Source organism: Neisseria sp. HMSC078C12, from assembly GCF_001838065.1.
GTDB lineage: Bacteria > Pseudomonadota > Gammaproteobacteria > Burkholderiales > Neisseriaceae > Neisseria.
Genome location: NZ_KV835582.1, coordinates 103,895 through 125,398, shown reverse-complemented (window position 1 = coordinate 125,398; position 21,504 = coordinate 103,895). Strand labels below are relative to the sequence as shown.

Annotated in this window: 22 protein-coding genes and 1 pseudogene; 1 reads left to right on the top strand and 22 read right to left on the bottom strand. The window is 51.1% G+C overall.

Features of this window, described 5'->3' with window-relative positions:
* The 22 genes and pseudogenes from HMPREF2596_RS11445 to truC form a co-directional block, all read right to left on the bottom strand.
* Nucleotides 1-202: hypothetical protein (locus tag HMPREF2596_RS11445; protein WP_210401052.1), on the bottom strand; the 202-nt coding region annotated here is incomplete at its 3' end.
* Nucleotides 203-205: 3 nt separating this feature from the next.
* Nucleotides 206-505, bottom strand: a complete 300-nt coding sequence (locus HMPREF2596_RS00915) for a DUF2818 family protein (RefSeq protein WP_003686671.1) — start codon at nucleotides 503-505, stop codon at nucleotides 206-208.
* Nucleotides 506-725: 220 nt separating this feature from the next.
* Nucleotides 726-2,168, bottom strand: a complete 1,443-nt coding sequence (gene nuoN, locus HMPREF2596_RS00910) for an NADH-quinone oxidoreductase subunit NuoN (protein ID WP_036492298.1) — start codon at nucleotides 2,166-2,168, stop codon at nucleotides 726-728.
* Between the two features lie 9 nt (nucleotides 2,169-2,177).
* On the bottom strand, nucleotides 2,178-3,674 hold the full coding sequence (locus HMPREF2596_RS00905; RefSeq protein WP_003747888.1) for an NADH-quinone oxidoreductase subunit M: 1,497 nt from the start codon (nucleotides 3,672-3,674) through the stop codon (nucleotides 2,178-2,180).
* Nucleotides 3,675-3,854: 180 nt separating this feature from the next.
* Entirely contained in the window at nucleotides 3,855-4,175 is a 321-nt protein-coding gene (locus tag HMPREF2596_RS00900; RefSeq protein WP_070504151.1) for a cupin domain-containing protein, read from the bottom strand.
* 76 nt (nucleotides 4,176-4,251) lie between these two features.
* Nucleotides 4,252-4,557 carry a chorismate mutase gene (locus HMPREF2596_RS00895; protein WP_003747884.1) on the bottom strand — a complete coding sequence of 102 codons (306 nt, stop codon included), beginning with the start codon at nucleotides 4,555-4,557 and terminating at the stop codon, nucleotides 4,252-4,254.
* A gap of 70 nt (nucleotides 4,558-4,627) precedes the next feature.
* The gene (gene nuoL, locus HMPREF2596_RS00890; RefSeq protein WP_070848954.1) at nucleotides 4,628-6,652 is read right to left on the bottom strand and encodes an NADH-quinone oxidoreductase subunit L; all 2,025 of its coding nucleotides are present in this window, start codon (nucleotides 6,650-6,652) and stop codon (nucleotides 4,628-4,630) included.
* 2 nt (nucleotides 6,653-6,654) lie between these two features.
* Nucleotides 6,655-6,960 carry an NADH-quinone oxidoreductase subunit NuoK gene (nuoK, locus tag HMPREF2596_RS00885; RefSeq protein WP_004519135.1) on the bottom strand — a complete coding sequence of 102 codons (306 nt, stop codon included), beginning with the start codon at nucleotides 6,958-6,960 and terminating at the stop codon, nucleotides 6,655-6,657.
* The gene (locus HMPREF2596_RS00880; RefSeq protein WP_070848952.1) at nucleotides 6,957-7,628 is read right to left on the bottom strand and encodes an NADH-quinone oxidoreductase subunit J; all 672 of its coding nucleotides are present in this window, start codon (nucleotides 7,626-7,628) and stop codon (nucleotides 6,957-6,959) included. Before HMPREF2596_RS00880 ends, nuoK begins: the two co-directional genes overlap by 4 nt.
* A 128-nt stretch (nucleotides 7,629-7,756) precedes the next feature.
* Nucleotides 7,757-8,146, bottom strand: coding sequence for a hypothetical protein (locus HMPREF2596_RS00875; protein ID WP_070822622.1), 390 nt, complete (start codon nucleotides 8,144-8,146; stop codon nucleotides 7,757-7,759).
* A gap of 93 nt (nucleotides 8,147-8,239) precedes the next feature.
* A complete protein-coding gene (gene nuoI / locus HMPREF2596_RS00870) occupies nucleotides 8,240-8,719 on the bottom strand; it encodes an NADH-quinone oxidoreductase subunit NuoI (RefSeq protein ID WP_002218650.1) in 480 nt (159 codons plus the stop codon).
* Nucleotides 8,720-8,800: 81 nt separating this feature from the next.
* A complete protein-coding gene (gene nuoH, locus HMPREF2596_RS00865) occupies nucleotides 8,801-9,877 on the bottom strand; it encodes an NADH-quinone oxidoreductase subunit NuoH (RefSeq protein WP_002228932.1) in 1,077 nt (358 codons plus the stop codon).
* Nucleotides 9,878-9,879: 2 nt separating this feature from the next.
* Nucleotides 9,880-12,141 carry an NADH-quinone oxidoreductase subunit NuoG gene (gene nuoG / locus HMPREF2596_RS00860; protein WP_070848950.1) on the bottom strand — a complete coding sequence of 754 codons (2,262 nt, stop codon included), beginning with the start codon at nucleotides 12,139-12,141 and terminating at the stop codon, nucleotides 9,880-9,882.
* Nucleotides 12,142-12,199: 58 nt separating this feature from the next.
* Nucleotides 12,200-13,495, bottom strand: a complete 1,296-nt coding sequence (gene nuoF / locus HMPREF2596_RS00855; RefSeq protein WP_070848948.1) for an NADH-quinone oxidoreductase subunit NuoF — start codon at nucleotides 13,493-13,495, stop codon at nucleotides 12,200-12,202.
* A 57-nt stretch (nucleotides 13,496-13,552) separates the two neighbouring features.
* Nucleotides 13,553-14,026, bottom strand: coding sequence for an NADH-quinone oxidoreductase subunit NuoE (gene nuoE / locus HMPREF2596_RS00850; protein WP_049349260.1), 474 nt, complete (start codon nucleotides 14,024-14,026; stop codon nucleotides 13,553-13,555).
* On the bottom strand, nucleotides 14,026-15,282 hold the full coding sequence (nuoD, locus tag HMPREF2596_RS00845; protein WP_003747872.1) for an NADH dehydrogenase (quinone) subunit D: 1,257 nt from the start codon (nucleotides 15,280-15,282) through the stop codon (nucleotides 14,026-14,028). Before nuoD ends, nuoE begins: the two co-directional genes overlap by 1 nt.
* Nucleotides 15,272-15,865 (bottom strand): NADH-quinone oxidoreductase subunit C, encoded by a 594-nt coding sequence (locus HMPREF2596_RS00840; protein WP_070848946.1) that lies wholly within the window; start codon nucleotides 15,863-15,865, stop codon nucleotides 15,272-15,274. Before HMPREF2596_RS00840 ends, nuoD begins: the two co-directional genes overlap by 11 nt.
* A 12-nt stretch (nucleotides 15,866-15,877) precedes the next feature.
* Nucleotides 15,878-16,360 carry a NuoB/complex I 20 kDa subunit family protein gene (locus HMPREF2596_RS00835; RefSeq protein WP_002215610.1) on the bottom strand — a complete coding sequence of 161 codons (483 nt, stop codon included), beginning with the start codon at nucleotides 16,358-16,360 and terminating at the stop codon, nucleotides 15,878-15,880.
* A complete protein-coding gene (locus HMPREF2596_RS00830) occupies nucleotides 16,351-16,707 on the bottom strand; it encodes an NADH-quinone oxidoreductase subunit A (RefSeq protein WP_003747867.1) in 357 nt (118 codons plus the stop codon). Before HMPREF2596_RS00830 ends, HMPREF2596_RS00835 begins: the two co-directional genes overlap by 10 nt.
* A gap of 325 nt (nucleotides 16,708-17,032) precedes the next feature.
* Nucleotides 17,033-18,490 (bottom strand): oligopeptide:H+ symporter, encoded by a 1,458-nt coding sequence (locus tag HMPREF2596_RS00825; protein WP_070848944.1) that lies wholly within the window; start codon nucleotides 18,488-18,490, stop codon nucleotides 17,033-17,035.
* Nucleotides 18,491-18,690: 200 nt separating this feature from the next.
* Nucleotides 18,691-19,794: pseudogene (gene prfB, locus HMPREF2596_RS00820) on the bottom strand (peptide chain release factor 2).
* Between the two features lie 97 nt (nucleotides 19,795-19,891).
* Nucleotides 19,892-20,608 (bottom strand): tRNA pseudouridine(65) synthase TruC, encoded by a 717-nt coding sequence (gene truC, locus HMPREF2596_RS00815; RefSeq protein WP_070849121.1) that lies wholly within the window; start codon nucleotides 20,606-20,608, stop codon nucleotides 19,892-19,894.
* A 140-nt stretch (nucleotides 20,609-20,748) separates the two neighbouring features.
* Between truC and HMPREF2596_RS00810 the strand changes: the two genes are divergently transcribed.
* Nucleotides 20,749-21,477 (top strand): LOG family protein, encoded by a 729-nt coding sequence (locus HMPREF2596_RS00810; protein WP_070848942.1) that lies wholly within the window; start codon nucleotides 20,749-20,751, stop codon nucleotides 21,475-21,477.
* Nucleotides 21,478-21,504: the final 27 nt, after the last annotated feature.

The following is a 21,504-nucleotide window of genomic DNA, read 5'->3' as shown; positions in this document are numbered from 1 at the left end:
AAAAGGCCGTCTGAAAATCTTTCAGACGGCCTGAGACCTTTGCAAAAAAGTCCTTCCCCAGACAGCCGAAACCTAAACACAGGTTTTCGGCGGTTTTTGTTTCAAATATCCAGAGACCTTTGCAAAATTCCCCCAAATCCCCTAAATTCCCACCAAGACATTTAGGGGATTTTGCAAAGGTCTCGGCCTTTTCCTTATTCAAATCCTACTCTCTATTCCGCTCATTCCAAAAGTAACGCCATACGAAGCATGGGAAGGCAAAAATCAAGTAGAGGCAGACAACGGTCGCATAAAACTCCCAATCTTGGGCATGTACGGCTCCGGCGCGTGATTCGAGGATATAGGCGAGAATCGCAGTAAGAAGGAAGCCTGCCAGCAATTCAATCAAGTGATGGCCGATGTGTTTGCGTTTCAGGGCGATGATGCCGAAAAATTTGGTGGTAATAAATGGTGCGTTGGCAAAGATAAGTGCCAACAGCAAAAGAATGTACATGGATGCGGTCATGGTGGTCTTTCTGTTTTCAGACGGCCTGTGTGTGATTTTAACATGTTAAATGGGCATGCTTGCCCATCATTATCCGTGGAATATTCAATCTTTTGATGACATCCACCTAATATTTGTCCGAAGGCTTGAGGCCGTCTGAACTTTGGGTATATTTCACCCGGATGCGAATCCTAACAAAAACGGCGGCTTTGGAACAGCCGCCGTTGATTTTGTTTAAAGCTTACAGGGTATTTTCCAATGCTTTGGCGCACCAGTCGATAACGGTTTGCGGCATGATACCCCACAGGAGCAGCAGGAAGGCATTGACCGTCAGGACAAATTTGGCGGCATAGTTGCTGCCGACCGGCTGGTCATGGTCAGGTGCATCGAAGTAGATGACTTTGACCACGCGCAGGTAGTAGAACGCGCCAATCAGCGACATGATGACGGCAAATACGGACAACCAAACATGGCCTTGTTTCAAGAGCGCCATAATCACACCGAATTTGGCGTAGAAGCCCATCAGCGGCGGAATACCCGCCATGGAGAACATGGACAGCAGCATCAGGAAGGCAAACCATGCATGGCGTTGGTTAAGGCCTGCGAGGTCTTTGATGTTTTCACATTCAATGTCTTTGGTGGACAATACCATCAAAACGCCGAAGCTGACTGCCGCCATCAAAGCATAGGTAATGGCGTAATACAGGCCTGCGGTAAAACCGACTGCGCCTGCCATAAACGCCAACAGGATAAAGCCCATGTGCGATACGGTGGAGTAGGCGAGCATACGTTTGATATTGGTTTGCATGATGGCGGCAAGGTTACCGACCACCAAAGAAGCAACGGCAAGGATGGCCAACATCGGCGCCCAGTCTGAATGTACTGTACCCATGCCGGTCACAAGGATACGGAACGCAAAGACAACGGCGGCAATTTTCGGAGCCGTACCCACAAAGGCGGCAACGGATGTCGGTGCGCCATCGTACACATCGGGTACCCACATATGGAATGGAACCGCACCCAATTTAAATGCAATGGCAACTACAATAAACACCATACCCAATTTCAACAACCATTCATTGGCCTGCTCATTGAAAGCAGAAGCCAAGACGGAAGCAAAATCAAGGGAACCGGTGGCGCCGTAAACCATGGAAATACCATAGAGCAGCAAACCGGAGGCCAACGCGCCCAATACGAAATATTTTAGCGCAGCCTCGGCAGAGCGGCCGGAATCGCGGCGCAGGGCAATCATGGCGTACAGCGACAAAGACAACAATTCCAAACCGATATACGCAGTCAGGAAATGTGCCGAGCTGACCATGACGCTCATACCCAACAGGGCAAACAGCGACAGGGTGTAAAACTCGCCTTTAAAAATTTGGCGGTCTTGGTTGTACGGTTTACTGTAAATAAACAGACCGAAAGTCAGCGCATACAGCACCAGTTTTGCCAAACGGGACATGCCGTCTGCAATATACATACCGTGAAAGGCATCGACACTGCCCTGTTCCCATACTGCCAATTGGGTAACGGCCACGATGATGACTGTTCCCAAACTCATCAGATGGGTCAGATAGCGGTTTTTATCGCAAATCCACAAGTCTGCCAGCAATACGACACCCAATAGCGCAAGCAGCACGATTTCGGGCATGGCAGGCATTAAATTCAAATCAGACCAGTTCATTTACACACCTCAAATCTTGCTTTGTGCCACATGGGCAATCAAATCGTTTGCCGCTTGATGCACCACTTCGATAAACGCTTGCGGATACAGACCCATGCCCAAAACAGCAACCGCCAAAATCGCCAAAATCGCAAATTCGCGGCAATTGATGTCTTTCATTTCGGCAACGTGCGGATTGTGGATTGCACCAAAAATAACGCGTTTGTACATCCACAGGGTATAAGACGCACCGTAAATCAAGGTCATGGCAGCCAACGCGCCTACCCAGAAATTCACTTTAACCGCGCCCATAATCACCATAAACTCGCCCACGAAGCCGGAAGTCGCAGGCAGACCGGCATTGGCCATACCGAACAACATCATAAACGCCGCAAACTTAGGCATTACATTGACCACGCCGCCATAGTCGGCAATATTGCGGGTATGCAGGCGGTCGTACATCACGCCGATACACATAAACATCGCGGCAGACACAAAACCGTGGGAAATCATTTGAACGATTGCGCCTTTCAATGCCCAGTCATTCAGTTGGCCGTTCACGAACAGGAACATGCCCAAAGTGACAAAACCCATGTGGCTGATGGAAGAGTATGCCACCAGTTTTTTCATATCGGTTTGCACCAAAGCCACCATACCGATGTAAATCACGGCAATCAGGCTCAATACGATGATCACAGGAGCAAAATAGCGTGCCGCATCCGGCATAATCGGCAGGATAAAGCGCAAGAAACCATACGCACCCAGCTTCAGCGTAATGGCCGCCAACACCATCGAACCGCCGGTCGGCGCTTCAACGTGGGCATCCGGCAACCAAGTGTGCACAGGGAACATCGGCACTTTTACGGCAAATGACAGGAAGAATGCCGCAAACAAAAGCTGTTGCACGCCCAACGGAATCTGTTTGATGTTTTGGAAATCGACAATAGAGAAGCTGCCTGTCTGATAGTACAGGTAAACCATGGCAACCAGCATCAAAAGCGAACCCATCAGCGTATAGAGGAAGAGCTTGACCGACGCATAGACGCGGCGCGGACCGCCCCATACACCGATAATCAGGTACAGCGGAATCAGCATACCCTCGAAGAACACATAAAACAGAATCGCATCCTGCGCGGCAAACGCACCGTTAATCAAACCCGACATAATCAGGAAAGCGGCCATATACTGCGCCGGACGTTTCTGAATGACTTCCCAACCGGCCAATACCACCAATAGCGTAATAAACGCATTCAAGATGATAAAGAGCACTGAAATACCGTCCACGCCCAATGCGTAGTTGATTTTCAGCAACGGAATCCACTCGTGGAACTCGGTAAACTGATAGCCGCCGCTCAAACGGTCGAAACCGGTAAACAGGGGCAGCGTTACCAAGAAACCGGCAAGCGCACCCATGAAGGCAAGCACACGCGCCAGCGGCGCACGGCTGTCCTTACCGGTCGCCAAAACCAGCACACCTGCGGCGATGGGTATCCATATTGCCAAGCTGAGTAGGTAGTTGGAAAACATAGTGGTTAACCTGTGGTTAAAATAAAAAATATAGTTGTATGGGTTGGTTTCCAGACGACATTTCAGGAGGCCGTCTGAAAAAGATTGTGTATTTTGTGTACGGCAAAATCAAGAAAAATGTATATCTGCCGTCATTCTCTTATTCTGTATTGCTGTCTCAAACCTTCTTTTCAGACGGCCTCAAACGCTGTCCTCTTTCTCAATCACCAGAATCCGCGCCTCGCCGCACGGATGGGCGACGTGTTCCGTGCCGATTCCTGCATAGAAGATATCTCCGCTTTTTAAACGAACGATGTGTTCTTCGCCGTTTTCTCGGTAGTGCATCTCAACTTCGCCATCCATCACAGCAAACACTTCCTCGCCGTCGTTGATGTGCCATGTGTAGGGCTGGTTCGTCCAGTGCAGGCGCACGGTGATGCCGTTCATATTGGCGATGTCAAGCGCGCCCCATGCGCGGGAAGCGGTAAATTCGGCGGAACAGATGGTTCGTGTGTCCGACATAGTTTTTTCTCGCCTCTATATTTCAGACGGCCTCTTCCCTATTTTTCTTGTCAAAACCGTTATCCGAAGATTTTGACTACGCTCCGTCGGTACGGTTGGTGTCCATCTCAAGTTTAATGAACGCATCAATCATGCTGCGCCAAACTGCTTCTGCTACTTCGGGCGACAAACCGGCCTTTTCGGCGTAAGCGCGGCGAGAGGCAATCACTTGAGCCACCCGTTCGGGCGCGGAAACCGCCTGCACATCGTTTTTAGGTTTCAGACGACCAGCCTGCCGTACCAATTTCTGCCGGCGGGCGAGTAATTCGATTAATCCCTTATCCAAACCGTCGATGGCTTCGCGGACTTCGTCCAGGGTTTGCGGTAATTTGTCTTCAATCATTGTTGCTCAAATTTTCTTTTTCAGACGGCCCTATACACAAACTATAGACAGGCCGTCTGAAATCCCGCTTTTATCGGAACAATCCCCAGAAGGTCATGCCGAGCAGTACCAATACGCCGAATACCATAGCGGCGGCATAGGTATAGATGAAGCCGGTTTGGACTTTGCGTACCTGCGCGGCAATCGCGCCGACCAGTTTGGCGGAGCCATTGACGATACCGTTGTCGATAATAGCGGTATCGCCGACTTTCCAGAAGAAAGTACCCAATGCGCGCGTGCCTTTGGCGAAAACATTGAAATACAGGGCGTCGAGGTAGTATTTGTTTTCAAACAAAACGTAAACCGGACGGAACGCCTGTGCAATTTTGGCTGGCAGGTGCGGCAGTTTGACGTACAAGAGCCATGCACTCAATACGCCTGCGATAGCGAGGTAGAGTACAGGCGAATGCAGGCTGTGAGACACCATTGCCAATGCGCCGTGGAACTCTTCCTTCATGATGTGCATGGTCGGATGTACATCGGTATTGACAAAAATCACGTCTTTGAAGAAGTCGCCGTAAAGCATAGGCTCGATGGCAACATAGCCGATGATGACGGACGGAATGGCCAGCAAAATCAAAGGCAGGGTAACAACCAACGGGCTTTCGTGCGGATTGTCGTTTTTGCCCAAGCCGTGATGCTCTTCACCATGATGATCGTCATGATGCTCAGGCAGGCTGCGCCATTTTTCTTCACCGTGGAATACCATAAAGTATTGGCGGAACGCGTAGAATGCAGTAACAAACACGCTGGCGAGGACGGCAAAATAAGCAAAGCCACTGCCCGGCAGGGTGCTGTATTTCGCTGCTTCGATAATCGAATCTTTGGAATAGAAGCCGGAGAAGAACGGCGTACCAATCAGCGACAAGTTACCAATCAACATAGTCAGCCAAGTAATCGGCATGTATTTTTTCAGGTTACCCATATGGCGCATGTCTTGGTCATGGTGCATACCGATAATCGCGCTACCTGCAGCCAAGAACAACAAGGCTTTAAAGAAAGCGTGGGTCATCACATGGAACATCGCCACGGAATAGGCAGACGCGCCCAGAGCCACGGTCATATAGCCCAGTTGCGACAGGGTAGAATACGCAACCACACGTTTGATGTCGTTTTGAATCACGCCCAAGAAGCCCATAAACAGGGCGGTAATCGCACCAATCACCATGATTACTGACAGCGCAGTGCTGCTCATCTCATAAATCGGCGACATACGCGATACCATGAACAGACCGGCGGTAACCATGGTTGCGGCGTGAATCAATGCAGAAATCGGGGTCGGGCCTTCCATCGAATCAGGCAGCCAGACATGTAGCGGGAATTGTGCCGATTTACCCATCGCACCGACAAACAGAAGCAAACAGGTTACGGTAATCAAAGACCATTCCACACCGGGGAACAATTGAATGGTGGCCGTCTGAACATTAGGCAGATAAGCGAATACATCTTGATAGCGCAAGCTGCCGCCGAAATAGGCAAGCACCAAGCCGATACCGAGCAAAAAGCCGAAGTCGCCGACACGGTTGATCAAAAAGGCTTTCAGGTTGGCAAATGTTGCGCTTGGACGTTTGAAATAGAAACCGATCAAGAGATACGATACCAAGCCCACAGCTTCCCAGCCGAAGAAGAGCTGGATGAAGTTGTTACTCATAATCAGCATCAACATGCTGAAAGTAAACAAAGAAATATAGCTGAAGAAGCGTTGGTAGCCGACTTTTTCATCGTGCATATAGCCGATGGTATAGATATGTACCATCAGCGACACGCCCGTTACCACGACCATCATCATCGCCGTCATCGTATCGACCAAGAAGCCGACGGAAAAATCCAAGCCGCCCATTGTCAGCCAAGTATAGACGTTCTCGTCAAACTTGGCGCGGCTTCCGTCGATAAAGCCCGACAACACATAAGCCGACAGCACGGCGGACACCGCCACGCCGAGTATCGTAACCGTATGCGCGCCGGCACGTCCGATTTTGTTGCCGAACAAACCCGCAATCAGCGAGCCTGCCAACGGAACAAGGGCAATTATCAAATATAAAGTCATATCGTTCATGATTACCCTTTCAACTCATCCAAATCGGCAACGTTGATTGTTTGTCGGTTGCGGTACACCAGCACCATAATCGCCAAACCGATGGCAGATTCGGCAGCGGCAACGGTCAGTACGAAGAATACGAAAATCTGTCCGGCGGTATCGCCCAAATATTGCGAGAAGGCGATAAAGTTGAAGTTCACCGCCAAAAGCATCAACTCGATGGACATCAGCAATACCAGCACGTTTTTGCGGTTCATAAAGATACCCATTGCGCTGATACCGAACAGGAGCGCACCCAATACCAGATAATGCGTCAAAGTAATCATGCTTTGCCCTCCCCTTCCGGCTTGAGGCCGTCTGAAACTTCGCTTTCTTCTGCAGATTCGACTTGCGGTTTGACCGCTTCCATTTTCACCAGACGCATACGGCCTTGGTCGGCGCGTACTTTAACTTGGTCGGCTGGATCCATACGTTTCGGATTGGTGGTTTTACGGTGAACCAGCGCAATCGCGGCCACCATGCCCAACAGCAGCAATACCGCCGCCAATTCAAACGGCAACAGGTAGTCGGTATAAATACGGCTGCCCAAGTCGCGGATATTGTTGTAATCGGCCGGAATGTCTTTCATCAGACCAAATGCGGCCAGGTCGGTTTTCGGGTTGACCAGAATCAGGATCAGGGCAACCGCCAACAATGTGCCGACCACACCGGCAACAGGCGCATGACGCCAGAAACCGGCGCGCATTTCTTCAATGTCGATGTTCAACATCATCACAACGAACAAGAACAACACCATCACGGCGCCGACATACACGACCACCAGCGTAACGCCCAAAAACTCTGCCTGCATCAGCATCCAAATCATCGCGCTCACGCAGAAGGTCAGCACCAGATGCAAAGCAGCATGGACAGGGTTTTTCGCAGTAACGGTACGCAGCGCGCCGTATAGGACGATGGCGGCCAACAAGTAAAACAGAATAAGTTGAAAGCTCATAATTTACACTTTCCGTTTTAGAATATTTCAATAATTTTTGCGTTTTGGCTTTATCGGACGTGGTTTATTGGTTGCACCAAATAACTTAAAAATTCATTCGTGTATCAAGTTATTTGTAGGTTAACAAATTACTCTACGCCAAGTCTCTCTTTAGCATATTTTTTAATCTTGTTGACTTCGCTAAAATACCATCTACCTTCATAAACTTTATCATCCTTATATAATTTTTTTGCCAATTCAAAAAAACCCTCACCCGGAATTTTATGCTCCTTCGATACAACTAACGCACTTAACATAAACCCATGAGACAAATATGTTTTTTCACTAATCTGTGCCAAAAGATGACTCATCGCTACACTATGTGCATCTATTTGTATTGTTTTAATTACCGATGCTAATGTGCTATAAAAAATATATTCTCTTTGACCTAATATCGCTGCTTGTTTGATTAAATACTGTTCTGCCTCTAACTTAGCCTTTTCCCAGTCACTCAAATCATAACCAAAATCTTCTTCCATAAAATTCAACCTTTAAATTTTTAGCTTGTTGTACGGACTACTTCTAGCGATTTCAGGATACTTGAATTTTGCTAACACAAGCGTTCCCGTTCTTCACCGGTACGGCGCGTCAGCGGCTTTGCGTTTGGCGATTTCAGCTTCGTATTTGTCGCCAATGGCCAAAAGAATCGGCTTGGTCATGTGCAAGTCGCCTTTTTTCTCGCCGTGGTATTCGAAAATATGGGTTTCCACAATCGCATCGGTCGGGCAGGCCTCTTCGCAGAAACCGCAGAAGATGCACTTGGTCAGGTCGATGTCGTAACGCTTGGTGCGGCGGGTGCCGTCTTCGCGTTCTTCCGATTCGATGTTAATCGCCATTGCCGGACAAACTGCCTCGCACAATTTACACGCGATACAGCGCTCTTCGCCGTTCGGATAACGGCGTTGCGCGTGCAGACCGCGGAAACGCACGGATTGCGGCGTTTTCTCTTCGGGGAAATAAATTGTGTCTTTGCGGGCAAAAAAGTTTTTGAGCGTTACGCCCAAGCCTTTTACCAATTCGCCAAGCAGAAAGGTTTTTACTAAGTTAGCCATATTTATGTTCCCTCAAAACAGGGATTTCGTTAGGTATTCAAAATCGCTTTGTTCAGACGGCCTTAAGATGCCGTCTGAAACTTATTTCCACAAATTCAGCGGTGAAATCATCCACACGCCCAAAACCACGATGTAGGCGAAGCCGATCGGAATCAGCACTTTCCATCCCAAACGCATGATTTGGTCGTAACGGTAGCGTGGGAAAGTTGCACGGATCCACAGATACCAGTACAGAACCGCCGCCATTTTCACAAACATCCAGAATGCGGAAGGCGTACCGATAAAGCCCCAGCTTTGTGGAAACGGAGACAACCAGCCGCCGAGGAACATCAGAGATGTCAGCGCGGCAATCAGAATCATGAAAATGTATTCAGCGAGGAAGAACAGCGCGAATGCGAAGCCGGAATATTCAACGTGGTGACCGGCAACGATTTCAGATTCACCCTCTGCCACGTCAAACGGCGCGCGGTTGGTTTCGGCAACGGCGGAAATCAGATAGACGATGAAGATTGGGAAGAGCGGCAGCCAGTTCCAAGAGAATACCGAACCGCCGGCAATACCTTTGGCTTGTGCGGCAACGATGTCGGAGAAGTTCATGCTGCCCGACACCATCACGACGCACACCAGCGCGGCACTCATGGCAATCTCGTAGGAAATGCTTTGTGCGGAAGCACGCATTGCGCCCAAGAACGAATATTTGGAGTTGGAAGCCCAGCCCGCGATGATCACGCCGTAAACCGACAGCGAGGTAATCATCAGGATGTACAAAAGGCCGATATTGATATTGGTCAGCACCCATTCTTCGTTGAACGGAATCACCGCCCACGCCGCAAAAGACGGTGCAAGCGACATAATCGGGCCGATATAGAACAGGGCTTTGTTTGACAGCTTCGGACGGGTTACCTCTTTAAACAAGAGTTTGAACACGTCGGCAAACGGCTGAATCAGGCCCCACGGGCCGGTTACGTTCGGGCCGACGCGAAGCTGCATAAAGCCGATGACTTTACGTTCGAAATATGTCAGGTAGGCAACGGTCAGAATCAGCGGAATCAGGATAATCACGATTTTGACGATGACGGATACCACCAAGCCTACGGTAATACCCAAATCGCCCAGACCGAGCGTTGCGGCAAAGAGGTTTTGGAACCATTCTTGCATGATCAAGCTCCCGCCAGTTCAATAGTGTCCATCAACGCACCCAGCGCGGCATTTTCGGTATGCAGCGGCAGATGCACCACGTTTTCAGGCAAACCGGCATCGGCTTTGACGGCAACCGATACGCTTGCGCCGTTTTGTTTGGCGACAGCGGTTTGTCCGTCTTGCAGCCCCAAGCGTGCCAATGTGTTCGGATTTACACGAGCGGCAGGCACGGCGGCATGGCTGGTTTCTTGCAACGGCGCGGAACGGCGCACGATAGGATCAGTGTGATAAATACCGACGCCGCCGACACGGACGAGGCGGTCTGAGGCCGTCTGAACGCCCTCCCCTACCCATGTGCTGCGGTTGTCCAGTTTGGACGGCAGGCTTTCTGCATCCAGCGCATCTTTCAGAATCGAAGCGGTATCGTGGTATTCAAAACCTTTCAGGTCAAACAAATTGCCCAATACGCGTAACACTTTCCACAACGGACGTGAATCGCCGAAGCCTTGTACCACGCCGTGGAAAGATTGCAGACGGCCTTCCATATTGATGAAGCTGCCTGAGGTTTCGGTAAACGGCGCAATCGGCAGCAATACGTCGCACACGTCCAGCAGCGTTTCGCTAACAAACGGTGTAAACGCCATCACGCTTTTTGCCTGTTTCAACGCGGCTACGGCTTTTGCACCGTCAACCGTATCGATTTCAGGCTCGACGTTGAGCAGCAAGACTGCCTGTTTCGGCGCGTTTGCCATTTCGGCAACGCTCTCGCCGGAGTTTACATTCAAAACATCCGCACCAACGCTGTTGGCGGCTTGCGGCAAAATGCCCAGCACTGCGCCGGTCGTGTCTGCCAACTCTTGCGCAGCGGCATAAATGGCGGCGTAATCAGGATGGTTTTGCACTTCCGCGCCCAAAATCACCGCTGCTTTTTCAGCGTTTTTCAGGCTGGCGGTAACGGCGTGTTCCGCATTCGCAGACAGGTTTTTCAGACGGCCTGCCCATTCGTCGGGATGTGCGGCTTCTTGAGACAGAAGCGGCATAAACAATTCTTCTTTACTGCTGGCCAATACGCTCAAGGCCATACGGTCTTTGGCGGCGCGGCGCAGGCGGGCAGTCAGGAGCGGCTGCTCTTTGCGCAAGTTCGCGCCGACTACCAATACGGCATCGTTGTCAGCCAAAGATTCAATGCTTTGTCCCAACCATTGCGCACCTTTAATGCCGTCTGAAAGACGTTTGTCTTGTTGGCGCAAACGGGTGGCAAAGTTTTTAACGCCCAAGCCGTCGGCAAGTTTTTTGGCCAGATACAGCTCTTCAACCGTATTCATCGGATTGGCCCAAATGCCGACTTGGTTTTGGTTGCCGTCTTTGGCGATACATTCGATCGCGCTGCGGACATATTCCAACGCGGTTTTCCAATCCACGTCCATCCACTCACCGCCCTGTTTGATTTTCGGGTTTTTCAGACGGCTTTCGTGATACAGGCCTTCGTAGGCGAAACGGTCGCGGTCGGACAGCCAGCATTCGTTGATGGCTTCGTTTTCCAATGGCAACACGCGGCGGACAGTATGATCTTTGGTTTGTACAATCAGGTTGCTGCCCAAAGCGTCATGGGCGGAAACGGATTTGCGGCGGTTCAATTCCCAAGTACGCGCGTTAAAGCGGAACGGTTTGCTGGTCAATGCACCGACAGGACACAAATCGATGACGTTGCCTGATAATTCGGTTTCCACTGCTTTGCCGATAAAAGGCATGATTTCGGAATGTTCGCCGCGGTTGGCCATAGCGATTTCTTGCACGCCGGCGATTTCTTCAGTGAAACGAACGCAACGGGTACAGTGGATACAACGGCTCATTTCCTCGGCGGAAATCAAAGGACCCATGTCTTTGCCGACGACAGAACGTTTTTCTTCGGTATAACGGCTGGTGGTTTTGCCGTAGCCCATCGCCAAATCCTGTAACTGGCATTCGCCGCCTTGGTCGCAGGTCGGGCAATCAAGCGGATGGTTGATGAGCAGGAACTCCATCACGCCTTCTTGCGCCTCTCGGGCTTTTGCCGAATGCGTACGCACGATCATGCCGTCTGTAACCGGCGTGGCACAGGCGGGCAGAGGTTTGGGGGCTTTTTCCACGTCCACCAAACACATACGGCAGTTGGCAGCGATGGAAAGTTTTTTGTGGTAACAGAAATGCGGGATATAAGTACCGAGCTTGTGCGCGGCTTCAATCACCGTCGCGCCCTGCTCCACAGATACCTGTTTGCCGTCGATTTCGATTTGTAACATGGTTCGTTCCTAGTTACGGGTATTTAATAAATAATTCTTTTAGAGGCCGTCTGAAAACTTAGCACCACTTATTCGGTTTCATCGGTCCGCCGTGTTCGATGTAATGCACAAACTCATCACGGAAATGCTTGGTAAAGCTGCGGACGGGGAAGACGGCGGCATCGGCGAGGGCGCAGATGGTACGACCTGCCATTTGGTTGCCGACAGAATCCAACAAATCCAAGTCTTCCATGCGGCCTTTGCCTTCTACGATGCGGTGGACGATGCGATAGAGCCAGCCTGTACCTTCTCGGCAAGGCGTACATTGACCGCAAGACTCGTCATAGTAGAAGTAGCTCAGGCGCTCGAGGGCTTTGACCATGCACACGTCTTCGTCCATCACGATAATCGCGCCGGAACCCAGCATCGAGCCTGCTTTGGAAATCGAGTCATAGTCCATATTGGTCTGCATCATGATGTCGGCAGGCAAAACCGGCGCGGACGAACCGCCGGGAATAACGGCTTTGAGTTTTTTGCCGCCACGCATACCGCCCGCCATTTTCAGGACTTCGGCAAACGGCGTACCCAATGGCACTTCATAGTTGCCCGGACGCTCGACGTGGCCGGAAATGCAGAACAATTTGGTACCGCCTGCATTCGGAATACCTTTGTCGGCAAACGCCTGTCCGCCGTCACGGATAATGAATGGGACAGAGGAGAACGTTTCGGTATTGTTGATGGTGGTCGGTTTGCCGTACAGGCCGAACGAGGCGGGGAATGGCGGTTTAAAGCGCGGCTGGCCCTTTTTGCCTTCCAGAGATTCGAGCAATGCGGTTTCTTCACCGCAAATATATGCGCCGTAGCCGTGATGGGCGAAGAGTTTAAATTCAAAATCCGAACCCAAAATATTTTTACCCAAAAAGCCTGCGGCGCGCGCTTGGTCGAGTGCGGCTTCAAAACGTTGGTAGCCTTCGAAAATTTCGCCGTGGATGTAGTTGTAGCCCGCTTTTGCGCCCATCGCGTAACCGGCAATAATCATGCCTTCAATCAGGGCATGGGGATTGAACATGATGATGTCGCGGTCTTTAAATGTACCCGGCTCACCTTCGTCGGTGTTGCAGACGACGTATTTTTCGCCCGGGAAGGAACGGGGCATAAAGCTCCATTTCAAACCGGTCGGGAAGCCCGCACCGCCACGACCGCGCAAGCCGGAGGCTTTGACCTCGTCAATCACATCGCTTTGCGAGATGTTTTCGGACAGGATTTTACGCAGGGCGGTATAACCGCCACGTTTGACGTATTCGTCCAATGTCCAGCAATCGGGATTGGCGGTATCCACTTGGTCAAAAATCACGCCTGATTGGTAAATAGCCATTTTTGGTGTGCCTGTTCGTTTTCGTATCGGTTGCAGCCGTTGTTTTCAGACGGCCTTTTATTTCAGTTCGGCAAGTTTCTTGTCAATCGCTTCTTCGGTCATAAAGCTGCACATGCTGTGGTTGTTGACCAGCATGACCGGTGCGTCGCCACATGCGCCCATGCATTCACCTTCGACAAGGGTAAATTTGCCGTCGGGCGTGGTTTCGCCGTAGCCGATACCGAGTTTTTTCTTCAGGTATTCGCCGGTATCCATACCGCCGCGCAGGGCGCAAGGAAGGTTGGTGCAGACGGTCAGTTTGTATTTGCCGACAGGCTCAAGGTCGTACATATTGTAGAAAGTAGCGACTTCGTAGGCTTGCGCAGGCGAGATGCCGATATAGTCTGCGACAAAAGCGATGGTCTCGGGAGCGAGCCAGCCTTTTTCGGTCTGGGCAATACGCAATGCGCCCATAATGGCGGAACGGCGTTGGTCGGCAGGATATTTTGCCAACTCAATATCAATTTGTTTTAAGGATTCTGCGGATAACATTATCGGTCAACCTCCCCGAATACGATGTCCTGCGTACCAATGATGGCAACGACGTCGGCCAGCATGTGGCCTTTTGCCATTTCGTCCATGCCTTGCAGGTGGGCGAAGCCGGGTGCGCGGATTTTCAGGCGGTAGGGTTTGTTTGCGCCGTCTGAAATGATGTAAACGCCGAACTCGCCTTTCGGATGTTCGACAGCGGTGTAGGTCTCGCCCTCGGGAACATGCATACCCTCGGTGAAGAGTTTGAAATGGTGAATCAGGTCTTCCATACCTGTTTTCATTTCGGTACGTTTGGGCGGAGCGAATTTGTGGTTTGTGGTAATGACCGGACCCGGATTGACACGCAACCACTCGGAGCATTGTTTGATGATGCGCACGGATTGGCGCATTTCTTCCATACGGCAGAGGTAACGGTCATAGCAGTCGCCGTTGACGCCGACAGGGATGTCGAAATCCATTTTGTCGTACACTTCGTACGGCTGTTTCTTACGCACATCCCATTCCACGCCCGAACCGCGCAACATGACACCGGTAAAGCCTTTTTGCATGGCGCGCTCAGGAGTGACAACGCCGATGCCGACGGTACGCTGTTTCCAAATACGGTTGTCGGTCAGAAGGGTTTCGAGTGTATCGATGTTTTTCGGGAAACGTTCGCAGAAGGCGTCGATGAAGTCGAGCATTGTGCCTTCGCGGGATTCGTTGAGCTGCTTCAATACTTTGGCATTGCGGAATTTGCTGCTCTCGTATTTGGGCATGAAGTCGGGCAGGTCGCGGTAAACGCCGCCGGGACGGAAGTAGGCGGCATGCATACGCGCGCCGGACACGGCTTCGTACAAGTCCATCAGCTCTTCACGGTCGCGGAAGGCGTAAAGGATGGCGGTCATCGCGCCGATGTCGAAAGCGTGCGAACCGATGCCCATCAAGTGATTGAGGATGCGCGTTACTTCGGCGAACATCACGCGGATGTATTGGGCGCGGATAGGCACGTCGATACCGGCAAGTTTTTCTACTGCCAAACAATACGCCTGCTCGTTGACCATCATGGAAACGTAGTCCAAGCGGTCCATATAGGGCAGGGCTTGCAGATAGGTTTTGGTTTCAGCCAGTTTTTCAGTACCACGGTGCAGGAGGCCGATATGCGGGTCGGCACGGACGATTTGTTCGCCGTCCAACTCCAAAATCATACGCAATACGCCGTGCGCCGCAGGGTGTTGCGGGCCGAAGTTGATGGTGTAGTTTCTTAATTTATTGGCCACCGTAGTTCTCCTCACGGACGATACGCGGCGTGATCTCGCGCGGCTCAATGGTAACGGGTTGGTAAATCACGCGTTTTTGCTCTTCGTCGTAACGCATTTCGACATAGCCGGAAATCGGGAAGTCTTTGCGGAACGGATGTCCGACAAAGCCGTAATCGGTCAGGATGCGGCGCAGGTCGGGATGGTTGTTGAACATGATGCCGTACATATCGAAGGCTTCGCGTTCGTACCAATCCGCGCTGTTGTAAATATCGACTACGGATTCGACTACGGGGAAGTCGTCGTCTGAAACCCAGACGCGTACGCGGATGCGTTGATTGTTTTTAATGGAAAGCAGCTGGCTGACGACGGCAAAGCGTTTGCCCTGCCATACTTCGTTTTTGTAAGTGCTGTAATCGACGCCGCACAAGTCAACCAGAAGCTCGAAATGCAAATCTTCATGGTCGCGCAATGCGGTCATGACTGAAATATAGTGTTCGGGCAGACACTCGACGGTAATCTCACCCAAAGCGGAAATGACTTTGCTTGCCTGCTCACCGAGCACGCCGACGACGGTCTCGTATAAGTTTTGAATGCTTGCCATATCGTCCTCTCCTTACTCGTCACGCGCGATGGTGGAAGTGCGCTTGATTTTTTGCTGGAGCTGAATCAGGCCGTAAATCAGGGCTTCCGCAGTCGGCGGACAACCCGGCACATAAACGTCTACCGGCACGACGCGGTCGGCACCGCGCACGACGGAATAAGAATAGTGGTAATAGCCGCCGCCGTTGGCACACGAGCCCATAGACAATACCCAGCGCGGCTCGGCAAGCTGGTCGTACACGCGGCGCAGTGCGGGCGCCATTTTGTTGGTGAGCGTACCCGCCACAATCATCAGGTCGGCCTGACGGGGGGACGGACGGAAAATGATACCGAAACGGTCAAGGTCATAACGCGCCATACCCGCGTGCATCATTTCCACGGCGCAACAGGCCAAACCGAAAGTAACCGGCCACAGCGAACCGGTACGCATATAGTTCAGCACCGTATCCGCGCTGGTGGTGATGAAACCTTTTTTCAAAACGCCTTCTATTCCCATTCCAGCGCACCTTTTTTCCATTCGTAAACAAAGCCTACCGTCAAAACGACGATAAACACCAGCATAGACCAGAAGCCGTATGTACCCAATTCTTTAAATACCACTGCCCACGGCAGCATAAACGCGACCTCCAAATCGAAAAGGATAAAGAGGATGGCGACGAGGTAATAACGTACGTCGAATTTCATCCTTGCGTTTTCAAAGGCTTCGAAACCGCATTCGTAAGGCGCATCTTTCTCGGCGTAGTGGTGTTTCGGACCCAAAATCGTGCCGAGCAGGATAAACAGCACACCGGCCGCAAGGCCGACGAGGATGAATACGAGGACGGGAAAATAACTGGCCAACATGGTCGTACCTAACTGGTTGACAGACAAATCTTAAAAATAGATTACCATTTTATCGAATTTCAAAAGCCATTTAAAGGTAAATATCAGCAAATCAGCAAAAAAATCTCAATAAATTCAATAAAGTTATGAGAACAATTCTTATTTGTATTTAATATTTCTAAATTTTAATTTCGGTTTAATCATGTATCATTTCATTCGGATTCTCCGCCTATCCGATTTATGCCCCGAATTCGGCCCTTTTCCGATTTCCAATCAAACATGAGGCCGTCTGAAATAGATTATTTTCAGACGGCCTGTATACATCACATCCATTTAAATGGAAAAATCAATCGACACCTTTGAGCATGCGGTTCAATACCGGGGCGAGTACCAACAGGATACCGCAGGTTACCGCGCCGATGGTGGCCAGCATCCAGTAGAAATCCAATGGCGACTGAGCATTGTAGTAGTCTTTAAACAACACTCCGCCCAAGGTAAAGCCGATGGACAATGCCAAGAAATTCAAAGCAACCATTTGTGTTTTAAACATGCTCGGTGCAATTTTGGTGGAGAACGACAGCGAAATCGGCGACAGCATCAGCTCGCCTATCGTAATCGCCAGCAATACCAGCATAAACACGATAATCGGCATCGGGGTTCCGGATGAAATATACGGAATAAAACTCAAATAAGAGACGCCGGTTACCAACATGGCCAGTGCAAACTTCAACGGCGTTTTAGGTTGGCGTTTGCCCATTTTCGTCCACACCGCCGCCATCACGCCGGAAAAGAGGACCACCCACATGGCCTGTATCGAATCTTTCCATGAAACAGGCACAGTAAAGCCGAAGAAAGTACGGTCCACTGTTTCGTCAAAATAGACCGTCGCAACGGTATACACCTGAAACCAAACCGCCCAGAACATACAAATGGTCAAAAACAGCGGAATATAGGCCAAAATATAGCGTTTATTGGCCGCGTCAACGTGGCTGCTGCCCAACAGGCGCGCGAAATAAGCGACGACGGTAACGATAACCACGCCCAAGAGCCAGCGGGAGAAGTTTTCAAGGGTGAGCGCGCCGGAAGCAATCACGCTGCCCAACACCAAAACCAGCAACACGCCGACAGCCATGGCGGTCTGCACCTTTTCAGGGCGCAACGGATTGGGAACCGGCGTATGCGGCAGGTTTTTACGGCCGCGCGAATACCACAGCAGGCCGAATGCCATGCCGACGGCCGCCGCGCCGAAACCGTAATGGAAACCCATCCTGTCTTGCAAAATACCGGTCAACAACGGGCCTAAGAAGCCGCCGATATTGATAGAAATATAGAAAATAGAGAAACCGGCATCGCGCAATTCGCGCAGGTCTTCCCGTTCATACAAAGAACCGACCATCGAACCGGCAGACGATTTCACGCCGCCGCTACCCAGCGCGATAAACACCAAGCCCAGCAGCAATCCCATCAAACCCGGTACGATCGCCAATAAAATATGGCCGGTCATCACGACGATGCCGGCGATAAACAGGGTACGCTCCGCACCCCAAATGCGGTCGGCCAACCACGCACCGAGAATGGTGGACAGGTAAACGCTGCCGCCGTACGCGCCGACAATGCCACCGGCCAAGGCTTTATCCATACCCAAACCGCCTTGACTCGCGGTGTAATACAGATAAATCAGCAGGATGCCCTGCATACCGTAGAAGGAAAAACGCTCCCACAGCTCAATATGGAATAGGGTGGATAATTGCAAAGGATGGCCGAAGAAAGTTTTCTCGGCAGAAGACAGCTTTTGACCGGACATTTAATAAGTTCTCCTAATTATATTGGACAGGATCAGGCTTCAGACGGCCTATTGCACCTACCAATCATTTTTATAGAAACTATATATTACCGCCAATCTTTGCATTTGCAAAACATGTTTTAATATTTGCAAAATATTGTTTCTTTCAAACTGAAAAATGCCGTCTGAAATCTTTCAGACGGCATTTTATGTTTTACGGTTTATACGCCTTGTTTCAGGCTGGCTTCGATGAAGCCGTCCAAGTCGCCGTCCAAAACGGCTTTGGTGTTGCCGACTTCGTAGCCTGTGCGCAAGTCTTTAATGCGTGAGGAGTCCAAGACGTACGAACGGATTTGGCTGCCCCAACCCACATCGGATTTGCCGTCTTCCAATGCCTGTTTCTCTTCGTTGCGTTTGCGCATTTCCAATTCGTACAGTTTGGATTTCAACATTTCCATCGCGGCGGCTTTGTTGGCGTGTTGCGAGCGGTCGTTTTGACATTGCACCACAATTCCGGTCGGCTCGTGGGTAATACGCACGGCGGAGTCGGTTTTGTTGATGTGCTGACCGCCGGCACCGGATGCGCGGTAAGTGTCGATACGCAAATCGGCCGGGTTGATTTCGATTTCGATGGAATCGTCGATTTCAGGGTACACGAACACGGATGAAAAAGACGTGTGGCGTTTGTTGTTGGAGTCAAACGGCGAGTAGCGCACCAAGCGGTGAACGCCGGTTTAGGTGCGCAGCAGGCCGTAGGCGTACTCGCCTTCCACGCGGATGGTGGCGCGGTTGATGCCCGCGATTTCGCCGTCGTCTTCTTCAAGGATTTCGATTTTGAAGCCTTTGCGCTCGGCGTAGCGGCTGTACATGCGGAACAGCATGCCCGCCCAGTCTTCGGCTTCGGTACCGCCCGCGCCTGCGGTAATGTCGATAAAGCAGTTGTTCGGGTCGGCAGGCTGGTTGAACATTCGTTTGAATTCGAGGTCGGCCATTTGTTTTTCCAAACCGGCCACATCTTCCTGCACGGCGGCGAAACCTTCTTCGTCGTTTTCTTCAACGGCCATTTCGATCAGCATGCGGTTGTCTTCGATGCCTGAGGCGATGTTGTCGAGGGTTACCACGATGCCTTCAAGGATTTTGCGCTCTTTGCCGATTTCTTGGGCGCGTTTAGGGTCGTTCCAGAGTTCCGGATCTTCGGAAAGGCCGATGACTTCTTCCAATCGGTCTTTTTTACCTTGATAGTCCATATAGACGCGGATGTCTTCGCTGCGCTTCTCCAGGTCGTTTAGGGTGTTGTTAAGCTGGTTGATTAATTCGGCTTCCATGATTCTTGTGTTCTTTCAAAATTTTAGGGGCGTATTGTAAGGGATTTGCCTGTTTTTTTCCATGACCGGGCCGTCTGAAAATGTGCGGTTTCAGTTTTCAGACGGCCTCGGTTTTGAATTTTTCCAACCAAAGCTGCCAGTCATTGTCTATCGGCGCTTGCACGGTCATCCGGCTGCTGTCTTCTATGCTTTGAAAACTGAGGCTTCGCGCGTGCAACATCAGGCGTTGCGTGCCGATATGTTCGGCAACGGCATGGTTTTGGCGCAAATCGCCGTAGTTGGTGTCGCCGACGATGGGGTGGAAAATGTGTTTCATATGGCGGCGGAGTTGGTGTTTGCGGCCGGTGTGCGGCGTAAGTTCGGCCCACGAATAACGCGAGGTCGGATAACGCAGCGCGGATTGGAACGGCAACTCGGTTTGCGCCAGACAACGGTAGGCGGTTTGTGCTTCCTGCAAAGTGGCTTCGGTCTGCGCTTCGGCGATTTTGTCGGGCATATATTTAAGGGCGTAATCAATCAGGCCGTCTGAAGGCAGATGGCCGCGAACAATCGCCCAATAAATTTTTTCGATGGTTTTGTTTTCAAACTGCTGCGTCAATAATCGTGCGGCTTCCGTATCAAGGGCAAACAGCAAGACGCCGGAAGTCGGGCGGTCGAGGCGGTGGACGGGATAGACGTGCTGCCCGATTTGGTCGCGCAGGGTTTGCACGGCAAAACGGGTTTCATGTTTGTCTAACCAGCTTCGGTGCACCAGCATTCCGGCAGGTTTGTTGACGGCGATGGTGCGGCTGTCGCGGTGGATAATATCGAGCATGGCGGAGCAGTCGGAATAAAAGCAGATATTGTAACGGGCTTTTGAAAATGTGGCAGGCACACTTGCCGCCGAAACCCGACTTTCAGACGGCCCGCCTCTTTCAGGTTACAATACGGCACACAAAACACGAAGGAAAAGCCGTGAGCCTGCTCAAAAAACTGCCCAAACCCATGCTGCCCGACGAAACCCGCCGCGATATTCAGGCGCGCGAGTCGTATCATGTATTGAAGATTATTTCCGAATTTGTCGAAGCCGGCGAAGAATTGCGCGCCATTCAGCCCGCCGTCAGCATTTACGGCAGCGCGCGCACGCCCGAAAACCATCCCGACTACGCGTTCACATTGCGCTTGGCGCGCAAACTGTCGGATGCCGGATTTTCCGTGATTTCCGGCGGCGGGCCGGGCATTATGGAAGCGGCCAACAAAGGCGCGTTTGCAGGCACAAGTCCGGCAGTGGGGCTGAATATCGTGTTGCCGCACGAGCAAAAAGCCAATCCGTATCAAGATTTGTCGATTAAATTCCAACACTTCTTCCCGCGCAAAGTCATGTTCGTCAAACACGCCGTGGCATATGTCGTCATGCCCGGCGGTTTCGGCACGTTGGACGAATTGTTTGAAAGCCTGACCTTGGTGCAAACCGGCAAAACGCCCGACCGCCCGATTATCTTAGTGGGCAAAGCATTTTGGGCGGGACTGTTGGACTGGATACGCGAGCAGTTGCTGGGCAGAAACCTGATTTTGGAAGAGGACTTGAACCTGATCCGCGTCATCGACGACGAAGACGAAATCATCGAAGAAATCTTCGCCCATTACGAAAACCGCTTGGAAGATTTGTCCGAACACCAAAATGCTTGGTCGCTGGGGCTGTAAAACTAAGGTTTCAACTGAAAAAGCAGT